18 protein-coding genes and 1 tRNA gene are annotated in these 20,404 nt (G+C 40.7%); 7 read left to right on the forward strand and 12 right to left on the reverse strand.

Features of this window, described 5'->3' with window-relative positions; all coding sequences use genetic code 11:
• The first annotated feature begins 640 nt into the window (after positions 1–640).
• The 6 genes from C7Y70_RS00985 (at position 641) to C7Y70_RS01010 (ending at position 5,922) form a co-directional block, all read left to right on the forward strand.
• Positions 641–1,483 carry a metalloregulator ArsR/SmtB family transcription factor gene (locus C7Y70_RS00985; protein WP_135473072.1) on the forward strand — a complete coding sequence of 281 codons (843 nt, stop codon included), beginning with the start codon at positions 641–643 and terminating at the stop codon, positions 1,481–1,483.
• A gap of 14 nt (positions 1,484–1,497) precedes the next feature.
• On the forward strand, positions 1,498–1,989 hold the full coding sequence (locus C7Y70_RS00990; protein WP_135473073.1) for a dual specificity protein phosphatase family protein: 492 nt from the start codon (positions 1,498–1,500) through the stop codon (positions 1,987–1,989).
• Between the two features lie 20 nt (positions 1,990–2,009).
• The gene (locus C7Y70_RS00995; RefSeq protein WP_135473074.1) at positions 2,010–3,020 is read left to right on the forward strand and encodes an ArsJ-associated glyceraldehyde-3-phosphate dehydrogenase; all 1,011 of its coding nucleotides are present in this window, start codon (positions 2,010–2,012) and stop codon (positions 3,018–3,020) included.
• Entirely contained in the window at positions 3,021–4,253 is a 1,233-nt protein-coding gene (gene arsJ, locus C7Y70_RS01000; RefSeq protein WP_210114647.1) for an organoarsenical effux MFS transporter ArsJ, read from the forward strand. It begins immediately after the preceding gene.
• A gap of 155 nt (positions 4,254–4,408) precedes the next feature.
• On the forward strand, positions 4,409–4,834 hold the full coding sequence (locus C7Y70_RS01005; protein WP_135473076.1) for a hypothetical protein: 426 nt from the start codon (positions 4,409–4,411) through the stop codon (positions 4,832–4,834).
• Positions 4,835–5,499: 665 nt separating this feature from the next.
• Complete coding sequence (locus C7Y70_RS01010; protein ID WP_135473077.1) at positions 5,500–5,922, forward strand: BLUF domain-containing protein; 423 nt, start codon at positions 5,500–5,502, stop codon at positions 5,920–5,922.
• An 11-nt stretch (positions 5,923–5,933) separates the two neighbouring features.
• On the opposite strand, the gene C7Y70_RS01015 is transcribed toward C7Y70_RS01010, so the two are convergent.
• Positions 5,934–6,010: transfer RNA gene (locus tag C7Y70_RS01015), tRNA-Ile, on the reverse strand.
• 226 nt (positions 6,011–6,236) lie between these two features.
• Complete coding sequence (locus C7Y70_RS01020) at positions 6,237–7,421, reverse strand: NAD(P)/FAD-dependent oxidoreductase (protein WP_135473078.1); 1,185 nt, start codon at positions 7,419–7,421, stop codon at positions 6,237–6,239.
• Positions 7,422–7,730: 309 nt separating this feature from the next.
• Here C7Y70_RS01020 and C7Y70_RS01025 point away from each other — a divergent pair, with 309 nt between their 5' ends.
• Positions 7,731–9,857 (forward strand): S8 family peptidase, encoded by a 2,127-nt coding sequence (locus C7Y70_RS01025; RefSeq protein ID WP_099295481.1) that lies wholly within the window; start codon positions 7,731–7,733, stop codon positions 9,855–9,857.
• A gap of 87 nt (positions 9,858–9,944) precedes the next feature.
• Here the strand turns inward: C7Y70_RS01025 and C7Y70_RS01030 are convergent, their stop codons facing one another.
• The 10 genes from C7Y70_RS01030 to petA all read right to left on the reverse strand — a co-directional run bounded on the left by C7Y70_RS01030 (position 9,945) and on the right by petA (position 20,388).
• On the reverse strand, positions 9,945–10,418 hold the full coding sequence (locus C7Y70_RS01030) for a peroxiredoxin (protein ID WP_135473079.1): 474 nt from the start codon (positions 10,416–10,418) through the stop codon (positions 9,945–9,947).
• A 249-nt stretch (positions 10,419–10,667) separates the two neighbouring features.
• Positions 10,668–12,032, reverse strand: a complete 1,365-nt coding sequence (locus C7Y70_RS01035; RefSeq protein ID WP_135473080.1) for a Gfo/Idh/MocA family oxidoreductase — start codon at positions 12,030–12,032, stop codon at positions 10,668–10,670.
• A gap of 140 nt (positions 12,033–12,172) precedes the next feature.
• Positions 12,173–13,246 (reverse strand): aminoglycoside phosphotransferase family protein, encoded by a 1,074-nt coding sequence (locus C7Y70_RS01040; protein WP_099295482.1) that lies wholly within the window; start codon positions 13,244–13,246, stop codon positions 12,173–12,175.
• A gap of 49 nt (positions 13,247–13,295) precedes the next feature.
• Positions 13,296–14,177 (reverse strand): NTP transferase domain-containing protein, encoded by an 882-nt coding sequence (locus tag C7Y70_RS01045; protein WP_135473081.1) that lies wholly within the window; start codon positions 14,175–14,177, stop codon positions 13,296–13,298.
• Positions 14,178–14,325: 148 nt separating this feature from the next.
• On the reverse strand, positions 14,326–16,386 hold the full coding sequence (locus C7Y70_RS01050) for a M13-type metalloendopeptidase (protein ID WP_135473082.1): 2,061 nt from the start codon (positions 16,384–16,386) through the stop codon (positions 14,326–14,328).
• A gap of 260 nt (positions 16,387–16,646) precedes the next feature.
• Complete coding sequence (locus C7Y70_RS01055) at positions 16,647–17,087, reverse strand: ClpXP protease specificity-enhancing factor (protein ID WP_099295293.1); 441 nt, start codon at positions 17,085–17,087, stop codon at positions 16,647–16,649.
• A complete protein-coding gene (gene sspA, locus C7Y70_RS01060; RefSeq protein WP_087533162.1) occupies positions 17,087–17,713 on the reverse strand; it encodes a stringent starvation protein SspA in 627 nt (208 codons plus the stop codon). The genes C7Y70_RS01055 and sspA overlap by 1 nt, the downstream gene beginning before the upstream one ends.
• 79 nt (positions 17,714–17,792) lie before the next feature.
• The gene (locus C7Y70_RS01065; protein WP_099295294.1) at positions 17,793–18,536 is read right to left on the reverse strand and encodes a cytochrome c1; all 744 of its coding nucleotides are present in this window, start codon (positions 18,534–18,536) and stop codon (positions 17,793–17,795) included.
• The gene (locus tag C7Y70_RS01070; RefSeq protein WP_058560964.1) at positions 18,533–19,798 is read right to left on the reverse strand and encodes a cytochrome b N-terminal domain-containing protein; all 1,266 of its coding nucleotides are present in this window, start codon (positions 19,796–19,798) and stop codon (positions 18,533–18,535) included. The genes C7Y70_RS01065 and C7Y70_RS01070 overlap by 4 nt, the downstream gene beginning before the upstream one ends.
• A complete protein-coding gene (gene petA / locus C7Y70_RS01075) occupies positions 19,798–20,388 on the reverse strand; it encodes a ubiquinol-cytochrome c reductase iron-sulfur subunit (protein WP_058560963.1) in 591 nt (196 codons plus the stop codon). Before petA ends, C7Y70_RS01070 begins: the two co-directional genes overlap by 1 nt.
• Positions 20,389–20,404: the final 16 nt, after the last annotated feature.

The raw sequence follows: 20,404 nt of genomic DNA on the forward strand, positions 1-20,404 counted from the left end.
CAGCTCAATGAATTCTGAATTATTTAATATCTTTCGATATTGAATTGACTGTGCTGCAATAAATAAATTTATTGCTGTTGGTCACTCAGTTTCAATTGAGACTCTAAATTTTTTTCCTCACTACCGAAGTAGCTTGGCTGTTAGAACTCAATCTGTACGAGTGCCCACACAGATGATTGCTTTATATTGTTAAAGAACGTTGCGATTAAAGTGCTTTACTTTATCTCGCTAGGGCTGCGCATGTTACGCTTTCCTATTTTTTTGTCAACACTTAATTTTAAACTTTTTAAAAAACCTAAACTCAAGTTTTACTCGACTTACTAAGTGACTTGCTTGCCTCGCTAAGCGTTGCCTGCTCTGCCGTCTCAGTGGGGTCGCATTATAGGGAGATCCGAATTATACGCAAGCGTTTTTTAAAGTTATTTGTAATTAATTAGCATTTGGTATGATTTTCAAACGAACAGCATAAAAACACAGCTAAACTATCTGCAAAACAACTTATATAACCTAGTTAACTATATCTTTGGCTAAGATCCACACAATAGCAACTTAGGTTATTACTATAAAACGCACATCCCAGCTTGAACATACACAAAAACGAATATACACTTTATCATATATTAGACTTAAGGCGTTATTTATGAGTAATCAAACTTCCGCTAATAAGCGTTCGGTTTTATTCCTGTGTACTGGTAACTCTGCTCGCTCACAAATGGCCGAAGCATTACTTCGTCACAAAGCAGGCGATCTATATGATATTTTCAGCGCAGGTACGTCACCTGAATTGATTGACCCCCGTACTTTAGATGCCATTGAGAAATTTGGTTTGACTATAGATAACCTTAAATCTAAAAGTGTTGATGAGTTCTCAGGCAAAGAGTTTGACTTTGTTATTACCCTTTGTGATAAAGCAAATAAAGAATGCCGTAACTTCCCTGGCGCCAAAGCACAATTAGCTTGGGATTTTCCAGACCCAAAAGGCCGATGCTGTAATAACCCTTTTGCTACCACATTAAGTGAATTAAACAATCGCTTGTCGATGTTTCTACTTTTAGAAAGTAAAAATCAGCCAAATAACAAGACTGCATTGAACCTGCGTATTGATGAACAAATTTCTGAACTTGATTCTTTTACGATTGATCCTGTTTCATTTTATAAGTGCTTAACAGACGATATACGTTTAAAAACACTGATGCTGACTAATTATCACGGTGAACTATGTGTGTGCGAGTTGATGGAAGCATTACAAGAAGACAGCCAACCCAAAGTGTCGCGTAATTTAGCTGTTTTAAAGCGAGCGGGCATTATCACAGATAGAAAACATGGCCAGTGGGTGTTCTATAGAATTAATCCAGACCTACCTATATGGATCAAAAAAGTGATCAATGAAACAACTGAAAGCAACCTCACACTGATAGCCAACAACCTGGACAACCTCGCAAACATGCGGAACCGTCCAAGTAAAACTGACTTTTGTCGCTAATATAGGATTTTACAATGCAACTTCACCCCTTTGACACATTAACGTTAGATAATGGCGCAAAGCTTATTTTTACGCCTTGCCCTGGTACTAAACAAGCATCCCTTGAAGAGTCAGTTTTCACACTTAAGCAAGCCGGCACCAGCATGTTACTTACGCTAATGTATGACCATGAAATTGCTAAAAATAAGATTAAGCAGCTACCCACTATTTGTGCTGAACATGATATCTCTTGGTTGCAGCTGCCTATATTAGATGACGATGCCCCCGATAAAGAGTTTGAAGCGCAGTGGCTACAACATAAAGAAGCCATTCTAAACGCAGTAAATAACCAAGCAACTATTGCGGTGCATTGTAAAGGCGGCACAGGCAGAACAGGCTTAGTAATTGCGCTTATTTTACTTACATATGGTTGGCCTAGTGACAAAATAATTCAACAGGTACAACAAATAAGGCCAAAAGCACTTAGAAATACACTTCAACTTAATTATTTTAATTCACAGTTATAATCAGTATTAAGGAATAAACAATGACAATTAAAGTAGGTATAAATGGTTTTGGCCGTATGGGCCGTTTATCAATGCGGGCAGCTTTCGATTGGGATGATGTGGAAATCGTCCAGATTAACGACCCTGCAGGTAACGCTGAAACATTCGCTCATTTAATGACATTTGATTCTGTTCACGGCAAATGGCATCACGAAGCAAGCCATAACGACAATGCCATTATTATAAACGGTAAAAAAATTGGCTTTAGTCAAAACACTAAAACACAAGAGACTGATTGGTCACAATGCGATGTGGTTATTGAAGCATCTGGCAAAATTAAAACTAAAGCACTACTGCAAGCTTACCTTGATCAAGGTGTAAAACGCGTTGTTGTAACAGCGCCAGTAAAAGAAGACGGTATTTTAAATGTTGTAATGGGTGTAAACGATCACCTTTATAACAAAGACACTCATTCCATTGTTACTGCTGCTTCATGTACAACTAACTGCTTAGCGCCTGTGGTTAAAGTTATTCATGAAAAGATTGGTATTAAACATGGTTCAATCACCACGATTCACGACATAACCAATACCCAAACAATTATTGATGCTCCACATAAAGACTTACGTCGTGCGCGCTCATGTGGCACGAGTTTAATTCCTACCACCACAGGGTCAGCAACAGCTATCACGCATATTTTCCCTGAGTTAAAAGGCAAATTAAACGGTCACGCGATTCGCGTACCACTTACTAATGCATCCATCACTGATTGTGTGTTTGAACTTGAACGTGGCACAACGATTGATGAAGTAAATACCTTACTAAAAGATGCAGCCGCGGGTGAGCTGAAAGACATTATGGGCTATGAAGAACGCCCGCTTGTGTCTATTGATTACAAAACCGACCCTCGCTCAAGTGTTATTGATGCACTTTCAACTATGGTGATCAACGACACACAAGTTAAGCTTTACGTGTGGTACGACAATGAGTGGGGATATGCAAACCGTACTGCCGAACTTGTACGTAAAGTTGGCCTAGCCGATAAGGAATAATTGACCGTGGAGCGATTAAAAGCACTTCCGCCACAAATAAAACAATATTTAATAATTACCGGTAATTATTGGGCGTTTACCCTTACTGACGGTGCATTGCGTATGCTTGTAGTGCTGTACTTCCACCAGCTTGGTTACAGCCCGCTTAGCATAGCGATGTTATTTTTGTTTTATGAAATTTTTGGTGTGATCACTAATTTAGTGGGTGGTTGGCTTGGCGCTCGATTCGGCCTCAATAAAACCATGAACATTGGCTTGGGCTTACAAATAGTTTCTTTAGCCATGCTCATGGTACCTGTTGATGCACTTACTGTTATTTATGTCATGACAGCACAGGCGTTATCTGGAATAGCCAAAGATCTCAACAAAATGAGCGCAAAGAGTGCGATAAAACTCCTAGTACCAAAAGATGCGCAAGGCCAGCTATATAAATGGGTGGCAATATTAACTGGATCTAAAAATGCACTCAAAGGGGTTGGCTTCTTTTTAGGTGGTTTGTTGCTTACCTTACTAGAGTTCCACGGTGCAATTCTTAGTATGATTTGCATGCTTACGGCAGTATGGCTATTTAGCTTATTCGCGTTAAAAGATGACTTAGGCAAAGCTAAAAATAAAGCCAAATTCAGTGAGTTATTTTCCAAAAGTAAAGCTATAAACGTACTGTCAGCTGCACGGATGTTTTTATTCGGCGCTAGAGATGTCTGGTTTGTGGTTGCCTTGCCTGTATTTTTAGCCGCAACTTTTGGTTGGGATCATTGGTGGGTTGGTGGCTTTATGGCAAGCTGGGTAATTGGTTATGGCGTAGTGCAATCTTTTGCCCCCTCTTTTACCGGTAAAAAGTCAGGGCAAGTCCCAAGTGGCCGCAGCGCATTTTTATGGGCGAGTTATTTAACGCTATTGCCTGCATTCATTGCTTTAGCACTACATTTTGACTTTCATATTCAGGTATCAATTATTGTAGGCTTACTACTGTTCGGTGCAGTCTTTGCTATAAACTCATCATTACATAGTTACTTGATTGTCAGCCTTGCAGATAGTGATGGCGTGTCGTTAGATGTAGGCTTTTACTATATGGCCAACGCCATGGGCCGATTAATTGGTACTGTTCTATCGGGCTGGGTATATCAACAGTACGGACTTGAAGCCTGTTTATGGATTTCAAGCGCATTTATTGCCTTAGCTGCCCTGCTATCACTAGCATTGCCACAACAAGCCGACGTTCCTGCACAGTAACTGAGTTTACACCTGCATGGTGTTTACCATGCAGGGCTCTGCAGTTTCAAAAATAAGACAGCTCACGACTAAGCAACTTACCTAAATATGGAACATTTAATGCATGATTTTTGACATTAAAAAACATGTCAATTTATAGTCGCACGGGACGCTCAATGAATCTAACCAACATACCTTCGTCATTAATTTCTGATCCAAACTTGTTAAAGCAAACCCAAGCTGGCACACAACAAACCATGAACCAAGCTGAAGATAGCGCACCAACAGCTACTTCAGCAAAAGTTGCTGATGAGCAAACCACCCAAGACGAAGCTAACACTGATGAAACCAAACAAAGCACGCAGCAACAGATGATTACACACATAAAAACACTACAAGAAAAAATTCGCGCGCTAGAAGCTGACGACAGCCTAACAAAAGCAGATCAACAAACACAAATTGGCGAATTACAGCAAGAGTTAGATGAAGAACTCGTTGCAATACAATTAAGCGTTAAAAAAAATGTATCAACGTTGATGGGAAGTTTATTTTCGTCAGCAGGAAACACTAGTTCAGGTTTATTGTTTAATCACAGCGCTTAGGGTAACTTTTTAACTAATATTCTTAGAACTAAAAAAGTCCCTAGGCGGGGCTTTTTACTTATTGCCCTTGACCTACATGTGCCTTATTTACTGCTTGTACTTGAGGAAAATTGCTCGCCTCAAGACTTGATTATAAACCCGCTTTTTCTCACTTGAGCTAAGTTCAAAGTCTACACGCGTAGAATTTTTCATCTAAATGATGCTTTGCCTAATTTAATATGGGTGACTGGTGCATATTCACACCAATCGACGTCATTACTGGATGCATAGTCATATTTAAAGTGAGTTAAAAAAACAACACTTGGTTTTTTAATTAAAAGATCAAGAAAACACAACAGCCTGCTTGACCGAAACTTTCTAATGGGAGAGCCCTTATAAGCACTTCACAGTTAATAGATTGCCAGTCTTGCTAACAGCCATGGCGTATCGTTAGATGTAGGCTTTTATATAGGGTCGACGCCATGGGAGGGTTAATCGGGCTGGGTTTATTATCAATAGGAACTTAAAGCCTGCTTAAGGTTGTTAAGTGCACTTATCGCTATCGCGGCAATATTACCTATGCATCTTCCAATACAACACTAAAAATAACTAAGTACGCGTTTTTTTAGCTTTCTACTCAAAGTGTCGTATATTTAAAGGCAGTAATTAACTACAGAGTTGCAATAATGTTCCTTACCCGCTTAATTTACGCAAGCCGAATTACAGAAAGCTTTTCAAACTCAAGTATTGAGCACATTATTAGAAAGGCATCTGAAGATAACGTCAAAAATCATATAACAGGCATGTTGTGCTTTAATAGTAACTATTTCTTACAGTGTCTAGAAGGAGCACGCACGCAAGTAAACCAAACCTATAAACGAATTTTAAATGATGAACGCCACACGGACATAACCCTACTTTACTATAATGAAATTGCTGTAAGGGATTTCGCTGACTGGTCCATGGGATATGTACCTTCATCAAGCCTCAGCAGCTCTATTAACCTTAAATTTTCAGGCAGCACTGATTTTAACCCATATAAAATCTCAGGTGACAGCGCATTTAAAATGATGTTGGAGTTAAAAAAGTTATTACCATCAATAGAGTGAATGTATAAAAGTGGTGGCCCCTCCCAGACTCGAACTGGGGACCTAACGATTATGAGTCGTGTGCTCTAACCAACTGAGCTAAGGGGCCACTTATATATTAGCGTTTATATACAGCTAAATTTTGAAGCGTTTAGTCACTTGATTGACTAAAGCGGGTTGCAGTATAAAAAGTTTTTACTGGCTTGTCACTAGCAAAAACCTTTATTTTAACAATCTGTAAGCCAACTGCCTAAATAGTAATCGCCACAATGCTTTATAGTGGTGTTTATAGCAATTTAAACTTTAAAAACCACCTTCACAGCATATATCACAACCTAACAGAATTGCCCTGCTGCAAAACCACAGCTCCAAGCGTATTGAAAGTTATAGCCTCCCAACCAACCCGTTACATCTGTTACTTCGCCAATAAAATATAAATTTTTAGCCTTTTTAGCTTCAAAGGTCTTTGAACTGAGTTCGTCGGTGTCTACTCCGCCTAATGTAACTTCTGCGGTGCGATAGCCTTCAGTCCCGTTAGGTTTAATTTGCCAGTTATGTATGTAATCAGATAGCTCGTCAATTTGGCTGTGAGTAAGCTGGTTTATATTACAATCTGGAATTGCTTTACTTTCATGTAATATTTCAACAAAACGTTTTGGTAAAATAGTTGCTAGGCTATTCTTTAATGATTTTTGTGCTTGGCTTTCGCGCCATGTTGCTAGTTGCTCTTTTAAATTAAGCTCTGGTAATAGGTTTATAGTAACTGCTTGCCCTGCTCGCCAAAACGAGCTTATTTGTAATATGGCAGGGCCGGATAAACCACGATGAGTAAACAGAATATTTTCTTTAAAAGTCGTGCCGTCTTCGCTACTGACAATACAGGGAATACTGATCCCTGATAACCCTTCAAAGCGGTCTTTATCATGTTGGTGCAAGGTGAAGGGTACAAGTGCAGCCATGGTAGGTAATACTTTCAAACCAAATTGTTCAGCAACCTTATAACCTATTGGTGTGGCACCAAGCTTTGGCATTGTTAAGCCACCCGAAGCAACTACAAGTGATTCACACTGATAGGTTTCTTGCTCTGTGGTTACCTGATAACCAGTATCGGTTTTTGTTACGTTTAGCACTTCATTGCGAAGCGCAACATTAACCCCTGCCCACTCACATTCGGTGAGCAATATATTAACAATGTCTTGAGCACTGTTATCACAAAATAACTGACCTAGGGTTTTATGATGATAGGCTAAACTGTGGCGATCGACCAATTCAATGAAGTCATGCTGGGTATAACGACTTAGACATGATTTAACAAAATGAGGATTGCCGCAAAGGTAATTGTCAGGGCTCGCATTTTCGTTGGTGAAGTTACAACGCCCTCCTCCACTAATTAAAATTTTACGTCCTGGCTTTTTACCCATATCAAGCACCGTAACATTGCGTCCTCGGTAACCTGCTTGAGCAGCGCACATTAAACCTGCAGCACCGGCACCTATCACTATTACATCTACTTGGGTCATTTACTTTTCTCGCTAAATTTTTTTGAATTATAACAAACTTAGCTCGACAAACTGAGATGTATTTAACTATTAAATTAATAACAATAAAGATTTTATCGGGATTATTGCCACATCAAAAACAATACTTTATGACTAAAAACTAATGAAAAAACAAAGCTAAAAATATTATTTAGCCATATAAACATCTCTATATAACCAAAATGGTGACAGACATAACGAAACGTTATTTTCACAGTTTTAACAGATCGTTTACTTTTGTACCCCTTCACAACAATTCATTGTGAAGTAATACATAACAATCTAGGGATAATTATGACAACAACAAGTTTTAAAAAGTGTGCATTAGCACTCACATTGGGTACGCTATTTACTGCAACAACCACCATGGCTAATCCAAGCCAATCAATTATGCCATCAATGGCTGAAACAACCGCAAAGCTTCAAGGGCAAGATCCTTTAGGTACACGTTTCATCATCAAATATAAAAACAACTCAAGTGAAATGGCGACGCTTTCAGCTATGGATGCTAGCCCACAAATGATGAACAAAAAAGCGCAAGGCTTCGTTAAAAACTTTACGAGCAAAAAAGGTAAAGTTAAAGCGCAGTATGTCCGCGCAATGGCATTAAGTAATCACCACGTTATGCGTGCAGACAAAAAATTAAGCGCTTCTGAGGCACAAGAATATATGCAAGACGTTATCGCTACAGGTAACGTAGAGTACATTGAAATTGACCAAATGCTAAAGCCATTTGCAACGCCTAACGATCCTCGTTATTCAGATCAGTGGCATTACTTTGAACAAGCAGGTGGCTTAAACCTACCAACAGCTTGGGATACAGCAACTGGTAGCGGTGTAACCGTTGCAGTGCTAGATACAGGTTATCGTCCGCATATTGATTTGAATGGTAATATTTTACCCGGCTACGATATGATTTCTGATACGTTTGTAGCTAATGATGGCGGTGGCCGTGATAATGATGCACGCGATCCAGGTGATGCTGTTGCAGCAGGCGAATGTGGTAACAATGGTGCGCAAGGTTCTAGCTGGCATGGTACTCATGTTGCGGGTACTGTTGCAGCTGTTTCTAACAATGGTGAAGGTGTAGCTGGTGTTGCTTACGACGCTAAAGTTGTTCCTGTTCGTGTACTTGGTAAGTGTGGTGGTTTAACCTCAGATATTGCTGATGGTATTATCTGGGCTTCAGGTGGTTCTGTTTCTGGCATTCCAAGCAATGCAAACCCAGCTGATGTTATTAATATGAGCCTTGGTGGTAGTGGCTCTTGTAGCTCAACTACGCAATCTGCAATTAACCAAGCACGTGGTAATGGTGCGGTAGTTGTTATTGCGGCTGGTAATGACAATGATAACTCTGCAAACTATAACCCAGGTAACTGTAGCGGCGTAGTAAACGTTGCATCGGTTGGCCGTAATGGTGGTCGCGCTTACTACTCTAACTACGGTAGCAATATCGATGTTGCAGCACCTGGTGGCGCACAAAGTTTTGCTAATGATTCTGAAGGCGTGCTTTCAACCCATAACTCAGGTTCATCAAGCCCTTCAAGTGATAGTTATCATTACTCGCAAGGTACGTCTATGGCGGCACCTCATGTTGCGGGTGTAGCTGCTCTAATTAAGCAAGCTAAACCGTCTGCAACACCGGATGAAATTGAAAGCATTCTAAAATCAACAACTCGTTCATTTGCTGCTACCTGCAATAATTGCGGAACAGGTATTGTTGACGCTGCCGCAGCGGTTGCTGCTGCAACAGGTGGTACACCACCACAACCAGGCGGTAATGAATTACTAGATGGCCAAGCACAAACTGGCTTAAGTGGCGCTGCCAGCAGCGAAACTTTCTACACAATGACTGTACCAAGCGGTGCAACCAATGTAACTTTCACAATGAGTGGCGGCACGGGTGATGCTGACTTGTATGTACGCGCTGGTAGCGCTCCTACTACGTCAACTTATGATTGCCGTCCTTATAAAGGCGGTAACAGCGAAGAGTGTTCTATCGACAGCCCTGCAGCGGGTACATATCATGTAATGCTACGCGGTTATTCGGCATACTCTGGCGTAAGTTTAGTAGGTAACTTAACAACGTCTGGCGGTGGTACAGGTACTCCGCAAGCAGGTGGCGGTACAGTTGAAAATGTATCTGCTAACGCAGGCCAATGGAAACATTATACGCTAGACGTACCTGCTGGTATGGCAAGCTTTACAGTGACAACATCAGGCGGTTCAGGTGATGCTGACTTATTTGTTAAGTTTGGTAGCCAACCAACAACGTCAAGCTATGATTGCCGTCCATATAAAAATGGTAATGCTGAAACATGTACATTTAGCAACCCGCAAGCAGGTACTTGGCATATGAGCGTTAACGCCTACAGAACATTCTCAGGCTTAACAATTGATGCACAGTATCAACCTTAAGTAATAAAAGAAAAGCCTAGTTTATTAGGCTTCTCTTTAACCAGTTCCCCTGGTAATTTTTAGCCGAGCTTTGCTCGGCTTTTTTCGCTAAAGTGTAGCTAGCACAGCTTCAGCACGGCTCACTGCAAATTCTTTATCTTGCTCAACATACAAATCAGTCACAGTTTGGTTTTCTACAACCATTGCATAACGCGTTGATCGTACACCGCCAAACCCTGCTGTGTCTTTATCTAAGCCAAGGGCTTTAGTGAAACTTGCATCACCGTCCGCAAGCATGTCAATTTCTTGCGCATTATGCTGCTCACCCCATGCTTTCATTACAAAAGCATCGTTTACTGATACACAATAAATAGCATCAATGCCTTTGGCTTTAATTTTATCTGCAAGCGCAATAAATTCAGGCAGGTGCGCATTAGAACAGGTTGGAGTAAACGCCCCAGGTACAGCAAATAACACGACTTTTTTATCTAAAAATAGCTCGTTATTGCTAAGGGTTTGCAACCCATCTTCTGTTAGTTGGGTTAAACTTACAGCAGGTAAAGTATGGCCTTGAGTAATCATTTTGTTTCCTTAACTTTAGTATGAATACTAAGTGTAAAGTGCAAATAAGGTGAATTAATAAGTTTAAGCTTACTTAATTACACCATGTACTTTTATTGAAGCTACACCAATAGGGCACCCCCTTTTAATGTAGTTTCAATTATTAGACAGTTCTTCCTAATCAGTAACCTGTGGCTAGCTATAGGTTTGCAAAGTTTATGTTGTTTACTAAACACCCCTATCCTTTACAAACCTAAAGTAAACACTATATTAACCAACAATCCCTAAAGGTTGGGCTGTTTTCCATGCACCTCGGGTAAAGTCTGGGATATCTACAGAGTCGCTACGATTACTCACTGACTGAGCCGATAATGGCGAAATAACTGACCACGCAGCCCCATCGTATACATCTTGATCCAGTGCCTCACCATTACGCAAACAATAAATCATGCGCCAAAACATCAGAAAGTCCATACCGCCATGCCCACCATTTCGTTGCGCTTCTTCGCCCATCTTAAGCCATAATGGGTGATCGTATTTTTTATACCACGAAGACATATCGTGATCCCACTCGTGGAAGCTCTTTTCACTTCCTTTTTCCAGTGCTATTCGGTTTGGAAAGCCTGCAAACACCCCATTTGTGCCCTGTATTAAATTATGACGAGAGTAAGGCCTTGGTGTGGTAGTGTCGTGCTGAACCATAATGCTTCGTCCCTTCACTGTTTTGATAAGTGTAGTATTCATATCTCCGGCAATATAATTAAGCTGGTTTCGTTGATGCTCAGGCGGGAACTCTTGTTCTGCGTACGCTTTTCGGCCAAGCGCGGGTGAACTCATAGAGGTTAAAAAATCAAAACGGTCGCCACGGTTAATATTCATATACTGCGAAACAGGGCCTAAACCATGAGTTGGGTATAGATTACCATCGCGTTTGGCATGCCAAGCCGTTCGCCACGAACCCGTTTTATGAGTAATCTCTTTCATTTGCCAGCGAAGCTCATGAATATAAGCCGCTTCGCCGTGCAATAGCTCACCAAATACACCTTGACGAACCATATTCAAGACCATCAACTCATCACGGCCATAGTTGACGTTTTCCATCATCATACAATTCTTTTGTGTACGCTCTGCCGTATCAACAATTTGCCAAATTTCTTCTACTGTTAACGCAAGTGGCACCTCAACAAATGCATGTTTGCCACTATTCATTGTGTCTATTGCCATCGGGGCATGCCATGCCCAAGGCGTAGAAATAATCACAATGTCGATATCGTCTCGATCGAGCATTGCTTGGTATGCGTTATCAGCCCCAGAATATAAAGCTGGCTTTACAAAGCCATTTTCAGTTAAATAATTTGCTGAACGCTCAAGTACTTCATCATGGGTGTCACATATTGCAACAATTTGAGTGCCATCAATGTGGCTCATTCTTTTTACGTGACCAAATCCTCGCTGGCCAACACCAATAAAGCCAACCCGAACAACATCCATTTTTGGTGCTATTAAGCCTATAACTGACTGCCCTTGTTGCGCTGGAATTATGGGAGTCTTAGATGTTGCGCACCCGGCAACAACGCTAGCAGCGGCAGCTGCACTAGCGGCTTTTAGAAAGTCGCGGCGATTAAACTGTTTCATTATTTTTTCCTTGATAAACCTAAGTTTAACTTACCTAAGATAGCTGTAGAGGTAAAGTAGACCAAGGTAATTAACAAGAATATGCGGTGAGCTGAGGAATGAGACGTTAAGCCTAGCGCAAGACACGCTAGGCCTATTAATTAAACGTCGCTTATGATTGCTTTGAGTATTTGCTTTTTAGCGATGATATCACGGTAAAGTGCAAATTGGTTTTGCGCACGCTCAAGGTTATGTGTTGCGTGTTTTGTCGCAAAATAATTGTCGCCATCAATATAATCAGTAAGAAAGCGTAGACCTATCATAAAGGTCATCACTTTTGTACCCAACCAGAAACTTTGCTTCTCTTCATCTGTAATGAGGCCTTTTAATGGCTCAATATAGCCCTTTACCACAGCTGCAAAAATCTCTTCGCGCACGCGTACATTATCTAGATTAGTTGAATCTTCTTCTTCTGGAGAACAAAAAGTACGCACCATATCGCCAAAATCATACAACCAATATCCAGGCATACAGGTATCTAAATCAATAACAGCCTTGGCCGTATGTGACTTATTACAAAACAACATGTTATTAATTTTAGTATCATTATGACATGGTCTAACAGGTACGTTTCCTGCCAGGGCTTTTAATTCATCAATCAAACCAAACTGAGATAAACAAAAGTCTACTTCTGACTGACAACTCGCCAAACGTGATACCGGATCTTGCTCTATCACTGCTTTGAAGTTTTTGCCGCGCATTGCTAAATTATGAAAATCAGGAATAACATGATGCAGTTGCTCAGCATCAAAATCTTCTAGTGCTGCTGCAAACTGTCCAAACGCATTGGCGGCAATTTCTGCTTGTGAAGTATTCGCTACTACATCTTCACTATAACTGCCGCCAATAAATTCGAGAGCACGCCACACACCTTGATCACAGTCCACTAAGAACTCACGTGACTGAGTAGGTACATGCCTAATAATGTCTAACTCATAATTTCCTGATTGATGTTTTTGAGTTAAATGACGCTCAATGAGTCGAGCATTCTTAACTAACATCTCCGGCTCTGGAAACACCTCTGTATTCAACTTTTGTACTACCAATGACTTCTCAGGCATGGTCAATAACATGGTGCTATTAATATGACCATTACCGATTGGTTTAATGCTTACACATTCATTGCCAAGCCCAAAGCTTTCTGACAACTGCACCGCAACTGGGTCTAACTTCATACCTATTTCACTATTTTCGTGCCCAGAAAAGGGCTGGGATGGGATTACCTCATCCATGGCGTAGTTCATATAATTTCCCTGCAACATCCTGTAACTCAGACTTGTAAGTCACGCCATACCACGACTCTTGGGCCGTATAAACGCGGACTTTTTGTTTATTGTTAATGATTGACCACTGTATTTGATCGGGTAAATAATACTCCCTTTTGACATCGCTGTCATCCATTTCTAAAAACTCAACAAAACCATGTTCCAAACGCTCAAGAAAAGTAGGAGTAATCCCCCAAAAACTCATTGAGCTTAAGGCTTCCAACGCTATTTGTTTTTGCTCACCGAGTGGGTTTACTCCTGTTAACCCCGTATCGCTTTGAGTGATATTTAAATACTCTTCTACCCCTTGTAAATAACCACTATCAACTTGGCAGATACCTCTGTTAACACCCCCTTGTGTTGATAATGTGGCCTCAATAGGGTATCCGACCATGGCCCAACTTTGTTCAGACTTAAAATGGTCACTGAGTATTTTAAATGACGAAGCCCCGTAGTAATCATCTGCCGTAATCACAATAGCTGGGTTTTTAATGTGCTCTTTAGCACATAATAATGCGTGGCCTGTACCCCAAGGTTTAACTCTATTACTAGCTAAATCAACAAAGCGCTGTGGAACTGAATCAATATGCTGCTCTACAAGTAGCACCTCTAGACCTTGCGGTAATCGAGGTAAGATTGTATTTTCAACCTCCGCTCTAACATTTTGGTTAATGACAAGTACTACTTGAGTAACTCCCGCAGAGTGTGCATCAGCGATGCTCAATTCCATTATTGTACAACCTAGCCCAGCCACTTCTGCAATTTGCTTATTACCACCAAAGCGACTACCTAAACCACCGGCAAGTACAACCAAACTGAGCGAGTGTTTACTTTTTTCCATGACTAACTCATATTATTTTTATTGGGAAGAATTGTACCAGCTTTCAATAATAGGTCTAGCTGAACACAGGTAGGATTAAACGGTTATAAAGCAAAAACGGTGGCCTGATGATTAGGCCACCGATTAAACATCGATCTAAAAAAGACGACTACCAAATTTTAACTCGGTCTGCTGGTTTGATGTACATTTTGTCTCCCTCTTTTACATCAAATGCTTGATAAAACTCCGGCATGTTAGACAAAATACCAATAACGCGATAATGGCTCGGTGAATGAGAGTCAGTCATCAGTCTGTTGCGTAACTCTTCATCACGGTATTTACGACGCCAGATTTGTGACCAACCCATAAAGAAGCGCTGCTCACCAGTGTAGCCATCAATGATAGGCGCTTTGGTTTCACCTAATGATAATTGGTATGCGGTATAGGCAACGGTTAAACCACCTAAGTCACCAATGTTTTCGCCTAATGTTAGCTCACCATTGACAGCTGCATCTTCAAATGGCTTATATTCATTATATTGTGCAACTAACTGCGCTGTACGCTCTTCAAATTGTTTGAGGTCTGATTCGCTCCACCAGTTGCGCAAGTTACCATCACCATCATATTTAGCACCTTGATCGTCAAAACCATGCCCTAACTCATGTCCAATAACAGCACCGATAGCTCCGTAATTTACTGCATCATCAGCCTCTAAATTAAAGAACGGTGGTTGTAATATTGCTGCTGGGAATACTATTTCATTATTAACCGGGTTGTAATACGCGTTAACTGTTTGTGGAGTCATATGCCATTCAGACCGATCAACAGGTTGACCAAGCTTCGCCGTCATATCTGCGTATGACCATTCACTAAAGCGAATATAATTTCCAACCAAATCATCCGATTTGATTTCCAACTTAGAGTAATCTTTCCACTTGTCGGGATAACCAATTTTATGCGTGAACTTGTCCAGCTTCTCTTTGGCTGCTAATTTTGTTTCAGGACTCATCCATTCTAGGTTTTCAATAGCAACACCATAGCCTAGAATCACGTTATCGACTAACTCTTCCATTCGTGCTTTGGCTTCAGGCGGGAAGTTTTCTTTAACGTAAACCTTGCCTAAAATTTCGCCTAATACACTGTTAGAGGCATCCACCGTTTTTTTCCACAGTGGAGCTTGCTCTTTTACACCTCGCAAAGTGGTACTGTAAAAATCAAAGTTTAAGTTGACCAAATCTTTGTTTAACAGCCTTGCATAATTATTAACGAAATGAAATTTCAGATAATTTTTCCATGTATCTAAATCCGTGTTGCTATAAATACCGGCAAACTTTTCAAAGTAGCTAGGCTGCCCAACAATAATATCCGTTGAGTCCACACCTGAGGCTGTAAAATAAGTCTCTAGGTCAAATGTACCTGTAAGCTTACTCGCATCAGATATACTCATCTTATTATAAGATTTAGTTGCATCGCGGCTTTCCACTCTGCTCCACTGTGCCTGTGCAATGGTTTTCTCTAACGCTAAAATTGTTTCTGCGGCGCTTTTTGCGTTTTCTACATTTGATCGTTCAAGCACAGCAGTAATGTATGCCTTATACTCTTCACGTATTTTGCTAAACTTTTCATCATCTTTTAAATAGTAATCACGATCAGGTAAGCCCAGACCTGACTGATAAGCATAAAGAGCATATTCACTTGAGTTTTTAGCGTCATTGTTAATATACCAACCAAACGGTACGCTACCACCTTGAATACGTAACTGAGCCATTAACGTGACCAAATCACTTTTAGCTTTAACTTCATCAATATTCTTTAACACAGGCGTTAAAGGTTGAATTCCAAGCGCTTCACGTTTAGCTTCATTCATATAGCTATTATAAAATGAGGCTAATTTAAACTCATCTGTACCAGCTTTAACCGACTTATTCGCTGCTGCTTTTTCTAATACAGCCTTCATTGCTTTTTGAGAGTCGTCATATAGTTGTGTAAAAGATCCATAATTAGATTTATCACCCGGAATCTGTGTTGTCTCTAACCATTGACCATTCACGTGGTAATAAAAGTCATCTTGCGCTCGAACTGATTTGTCCATATTCGCTAACTCTATTCCTGAATCCAATTGCTGGACTTGTGTTTGAGGTGCTGCTATTTCTGCTTGTTGTTTTTCCCCGCACCCTACTAAACCCAATGCCAGCGCAATACTTGCTGCCGTAAGCGTTACTTTTTTCATGAAAGCCTCGTTTTTTAATTATTGATTAAATGCGTAGAAACGATAAACCTCATCAATCTATTCGCATCCATCATTTTAAACCTGATCAGCAAAACAATATATGACTGTGCAATGGCAAACGATTTTAATGTGTAACAAAGTTTATCAAATAGTGTGTACTAAGACTCAGAGCTGGAATATCAAACCCATTAACTAAACTGTTTATAATCTTACAGGCACAAAAAAACCGCTATAAAGCGGTTTTTTTAATTATTCACGTTTTATTTTATAACACGCAAATGGGAGCCTTTCTTCTTGTCAGGTTTAGGTGACGCAGGCTCGTCAATGATCGGTTCATCAACTAATTCAACCGGCTCAGGCTGTAGTGCAAAATCGTCTTCGTCCTCTAAAAACTCTTCTGCAGTAAATACAGTTCCTTCACCGTTTTCGCGTGCATATATTGCAAGTACAGCACCTATTGGTACATATACTTGCATTGGTTGACCACCAAATCGAGCATTAAAGCTTAATTGTTGGTTATCCATCGAAAACTGCGTAACGGCTGACGGGCTAATGTTCAAAACAATTTGACCATCTTGGACAAATTGAGTTGGAATTTGCACTGCAGGAAAATCAGCGTTCACTACTAGATGTGGTGTACACTGATTATCAACAATCCAATCAAAAAATGCACGAAGCAAATAAGGACGATTAGATGTCATTACAAACGTATCTCACGCTCAGCTTCTGTTAAAGAAGCTTGGAAAGATTCACGTTCGAATAAACGAATCATGTACTCTTTCATTTCTTTAGAACCTGCACCATTTAGCTCAATACCAAGTTCTGGTAAACGCCATAATAGAGGTGCTAAGTAACAATCAACTAAGCTGAATTCTTCGCTCATAAAGTATGGCGCTTCAGTAAAGATTGCTGATACTGCTAGTAGTGCTTCAGTTAGCTCTTTACGAGCTTGAGCTGATTCAGCACCATTAGCATAAATTTTTGCCGCTAGGCTATACCAGTCAGTATCGATACGGTGCATCATCAAACGGCTACGACCACGCATTACCGGGTAAACAGGCATTAGTGGAGGGTGAGGAAAACGTTCATCAAGGTATTCCATGATGATGTTTGCCTGATATAAACCAAGCTCACGGTCAATCAGTGTTGGCACTGTACCGTAAGGGTTAATTTCGTGAAGTGCTTCTGGCAGATTATCCTTTTCAGCCAAATGAATATCTACACTTACACCTTTTTCTGCAAGTACAATACGTACTTGGTGACTATACATACAGTTAGCACCAGAAAAAAGGGTCATTACAGGGCGCTTATTGGCAGCTACGGCCATGCCTACCTCCATTATATAACTAAAACAGCAATAGGGGCTTAAGCCCCTATTGCAAAATTACCTTTAAATATGTTCAAAATTAATGAACATCTCTCCAGTATTCTTTCTTCAGCATGAATGCCAAGATAAATAGGATAATTAAGAACCCTATTACCTTAATACCTAACGCTTCAGACTCAAGACGTGTAGGTTCACCTACATACTCAAGGAAGTTAGTTAAGTCACGAGCCGCTTGGTCGTATTCATCCACGCTCATTTCACCAGTACCATCTGTCTCAGTGCCGACGACCTTAGTCACAGTGTGACCATTTTCTTCAACTTCTTCGACTATAGGTGTTGGTAAACCTTGAAGTTCTTGTAGAACATGAGGCATACCTACTGATGGGAATAACGTATTATTCACGCCAAATGGACGAGATTCGTCTTTGTAAAATGATTTTAAGTAAGTATAAATCCAATCACTACCACGAACTCGTGCAACATTAGTTAAATCAGGTGGCGCTGCGCCAAACCATTTTGCAGCATCTTCTTTAGCCATAGCATTAAGAATGTGGCCACCTACTTTTGAACCATCAAAGATAAGTTGTTCTTTACCAACCTCTGTTGGAATTCCAATGTCACGAAAAGTACGTTCATAACGTTGATACTGCATTTGGTGACAACCTAGGCAGTAGTTCATGAACAACTTTGCGCCACGCTGCAAAGAAGGTTGATCAGATATATCGTTACCCGCTTCCATTAAAGGAACTGACGGGCCTGCCGCCATTGCAGGCAACACGTTTACTGATAAAGCGAATAAACCAATAAGTAGTTTTTTCATCATTTCGTTAACCTCTCAGGCAATGGCTTAGTTTTTTCATTCTTACTGTAAACAAATAACAGTACGAAGAACATAAAGTAAGTCACAGTACAGACTTGCGAAACAATCGTTTTAAAGTCAGTTTGTGGTGTAGCACCAACCCAACCTAGAAGAACGAAAGTAACAACAAAACCTGCAATGTTCCATTTGTGGAAACCACAACGGTAACGAACTGAACGAACCGAACCACGGTCAATCCAAGGTAATAATGCTAGTACGACAATTGATGCACCCATTGCAGCAACACCCATTAATTTATCAGGGATTGCACGTAAGATTGCATAGAATGGCGTGAAGTACCAAACAGGGAAAATATGCTCTGGTGTTTTAAGTGGATTAGCAGCTTCAAAGTTTGGCGCTTCTAAGAAGAAGCCGCCCATCGCTGGCATAAAGAACACAACCCAACAGAATAAGATTAAGAAACCAACCACGCCCACAATATCTTTAACTGTATAGTAAGGATGGAACGGAATTGCATCAATGATGTCTTTCTTATCAGTATAGTATTCATGGAACTTAAATTTAGGCTTGTCTTCTTCAGCCACAGTTCCTTTTTTACGTTTGTTATCAATACCATCAGGGTTGTTTGAACCCACTTCATGTAGTGCAACAATGTGTAAGAATACTAAAATAACAATAACCAATGGCAATGCAATTACATGTAATGCAAAGAAGCGGTTAAGCGTTGCACCAGAAATTACGTAGTCACCACGGATCCACAGTGTTAAATCGTCACCAATAACCGGAATAGCACCGAATAGTGAGATAATTACCTGTGCACCCCAGAACGACATTTGGCCCCATGGTAATAAATACCCCATGAACGCTTCAGCCATTAGGGCTAAGAAGATGAACATACCGAATAACCACAGTAATTCACGCGGCTTTTGGTAAGAACCGTAGATCATGCCACGGAACATATGAAGGTATACAACAATGAAGAATGCTGATGCACCCGTTGAATGTAGATAGCGTAAGAGCCAACCATACTCAACATCACGCATGATGTATTCAATAGAAGCAAACGCCCCTTCTGCTGAAGGCACGTAGTTCATTGTCAACCAAATCCCAGTTAGGATTTGGTTTACTAGTACTAGCATGGCTAGCGAGCCAAAGAAGTACCAGAAGTTAAAGTTTTTAGGTGCTGGATACTGTGCAATATGCATGTTCCAAACACGTGTCATTGGGATACGGTCGTCTATCCAATCAACAATTTTACCAAACATTAGGCCACCCCTTGTTCTTCGCCCACTAAAATAGTGGTCTCATCAAGAAAAGTATATGGTGGAATTTCTAGGTTTAATGGTGCTGGTACCGATTGGAAAACACGGCCAGCCATATCAAATTTAGAACCATGACATGGACAGTAAAAACCGTCTTCAGTCCCTTCCACTTTTTCACCAAAGCCACCTTGTAGGAAGCTAGGTGAACACCCTAGATGCGTACAAATACCAACAGCGACAAAAATCTCTGGACGTATTGAACGGAAATCATTCGTTGATGATTCTAATTGTTGTGGCTCTTGCGATTGCGGATCACGAAGTTGACCTTCGTGAGCTTTCATCTGCTCAAGCATTTTTGGGGTCCGTGATACAACCCATACAGGTTTACCACGCCACTCGACACGTATTAATTGTCCTGGCTCAAGTTTGCTGATATCTACTTCTACAGGCGCACCCGCAGATTTAGCTCGCTCACTTGGATTCCAAGACGCAATAAAAGGAACAGCAGCCCCAGCCGCACCAACACCACCAACAACAGAGGTAGCTATGGTTAAAAAGCGACGTCGGCCATTGTCTACAGGCGCATTGCTCATCCACTTATCTCCACTA

The sequence above is a fragment of the Pseudoalteromonas sp. KS88 genome, assembly GCF_004766475.1.
GTDB lineage: Bacteria > Pseudomonadota > Gammaproteobacteria > Enterobacterales > Alteromonadaceae > Pseudoalteromonas.

Coding starts and splice junctions, on each gene's coding strand:
- C7Y70_RS00985 (WP_135473072.1), top strand. CDS start 641: ATGAGTAATCAAACTTCCGCTAATAAGCGTTCGGTTTTATTCCTGTGT.
- C7Y70_RS00990 (WP_135473073.1), top strand. CDS start 1,498: ATGCAACTTCACCCCTTTGACACATTAACGTTAGATAATGGCGCAAAG.
- C7Y70_RS00995 (WP_135473074.1), top strand. CDS start 2,010: ATGACAATTAAAGTAGGTATAAATGGTTTTGGCCGTATGGGCCGTTTA.
- C7Y70_RS01005 (WP_135473076.1), top strand. CDS start 4,409: ATGAATCTAACCAACATACCTTCGTCATTAATTTCTGATCCAAACTTG.
- C7Y70_RS01010 (WP_135473077.1), top strand. CDS start 5,500: ATGTTCCTTACCCGCTTAATTTACGCAAGCCGAATTACAGAAAGCTTT.
- C7Y70_RS01020 (WP_135473078.1), bottom strand. CDS start 7,421: ATGACCCAAGTAGATGTAATAGTGATAGGTGCCGGTGCTGCAGGTTTA.
- C7Y70_RS01030 (WP_135473079.1), bottom strand. CDS start 10,418: ATGATTACTCAAGGCCATACTTTACCTGCTGTAAGTTTAACCCAACTA.
- C7Y70_RS01035 (WP_135473080.1), bottom strand. CDS start 12,032: ATGAAACAGTTTAATCGCCGCGACTTTCTAAAAGCCGCTAGTGCAGCT.
- C7Y70_RS01040 (WP_099295482.1), bottom strand. CDS start 13,246: ATGAAGTTAGACCCAGTTGCGGTGCAGTTGTCAGAAAGCTTTGGGCTT.
- C7Y70_RS01045 (WP_135473081.1), bottom strand. CDS start 14,177: ATGGAAAAAAGTAAACACTCGCTCAGTTTGGTTGTACTTGCCGGTGGT.
- C7Y70_RS01050 (WP_135473082.1), bottom strand. CDS start 16,386: ATGAAAAAAGTAACGCTTACGGCAGCAAGTATTGCGCTGGCATTGGGT.
- C7Y70_RS01055 (WP_099295293.1), bottom strand. CDS start 17,087: ATGACATCTAATCGTCCTTATTTGCTTCGTGCATTTTTTGATTGGATT.
- sspA (WP_087533162.1), bottom strand. CDS start 17,713: ATGGCCGTAGCTGCCAATAAGCGCCCTGTAATGACCCTTTTTTCTGGT.
- C7Y70_RS01065 (WP_099295294.1), bottom strand. CDS start 18,536: ATGATGAAAAAACTACTTATTGGTTTATTCGCTTTATCAGTAAACGTG.
- C7Y70_RS01070 (WP_058560964.1), bottom strand. CDS start 19,798: ATGTTTGGTAAAATTGTTGATTGGATAGACGACCGTATCCCAATGACA.
- petA (WP_058560963.1), bottom strand. CDS start 20,388: ATGAGCAATGCGCCTGTAGACAATGGCCGACGTCGCTTTTTAACCATA.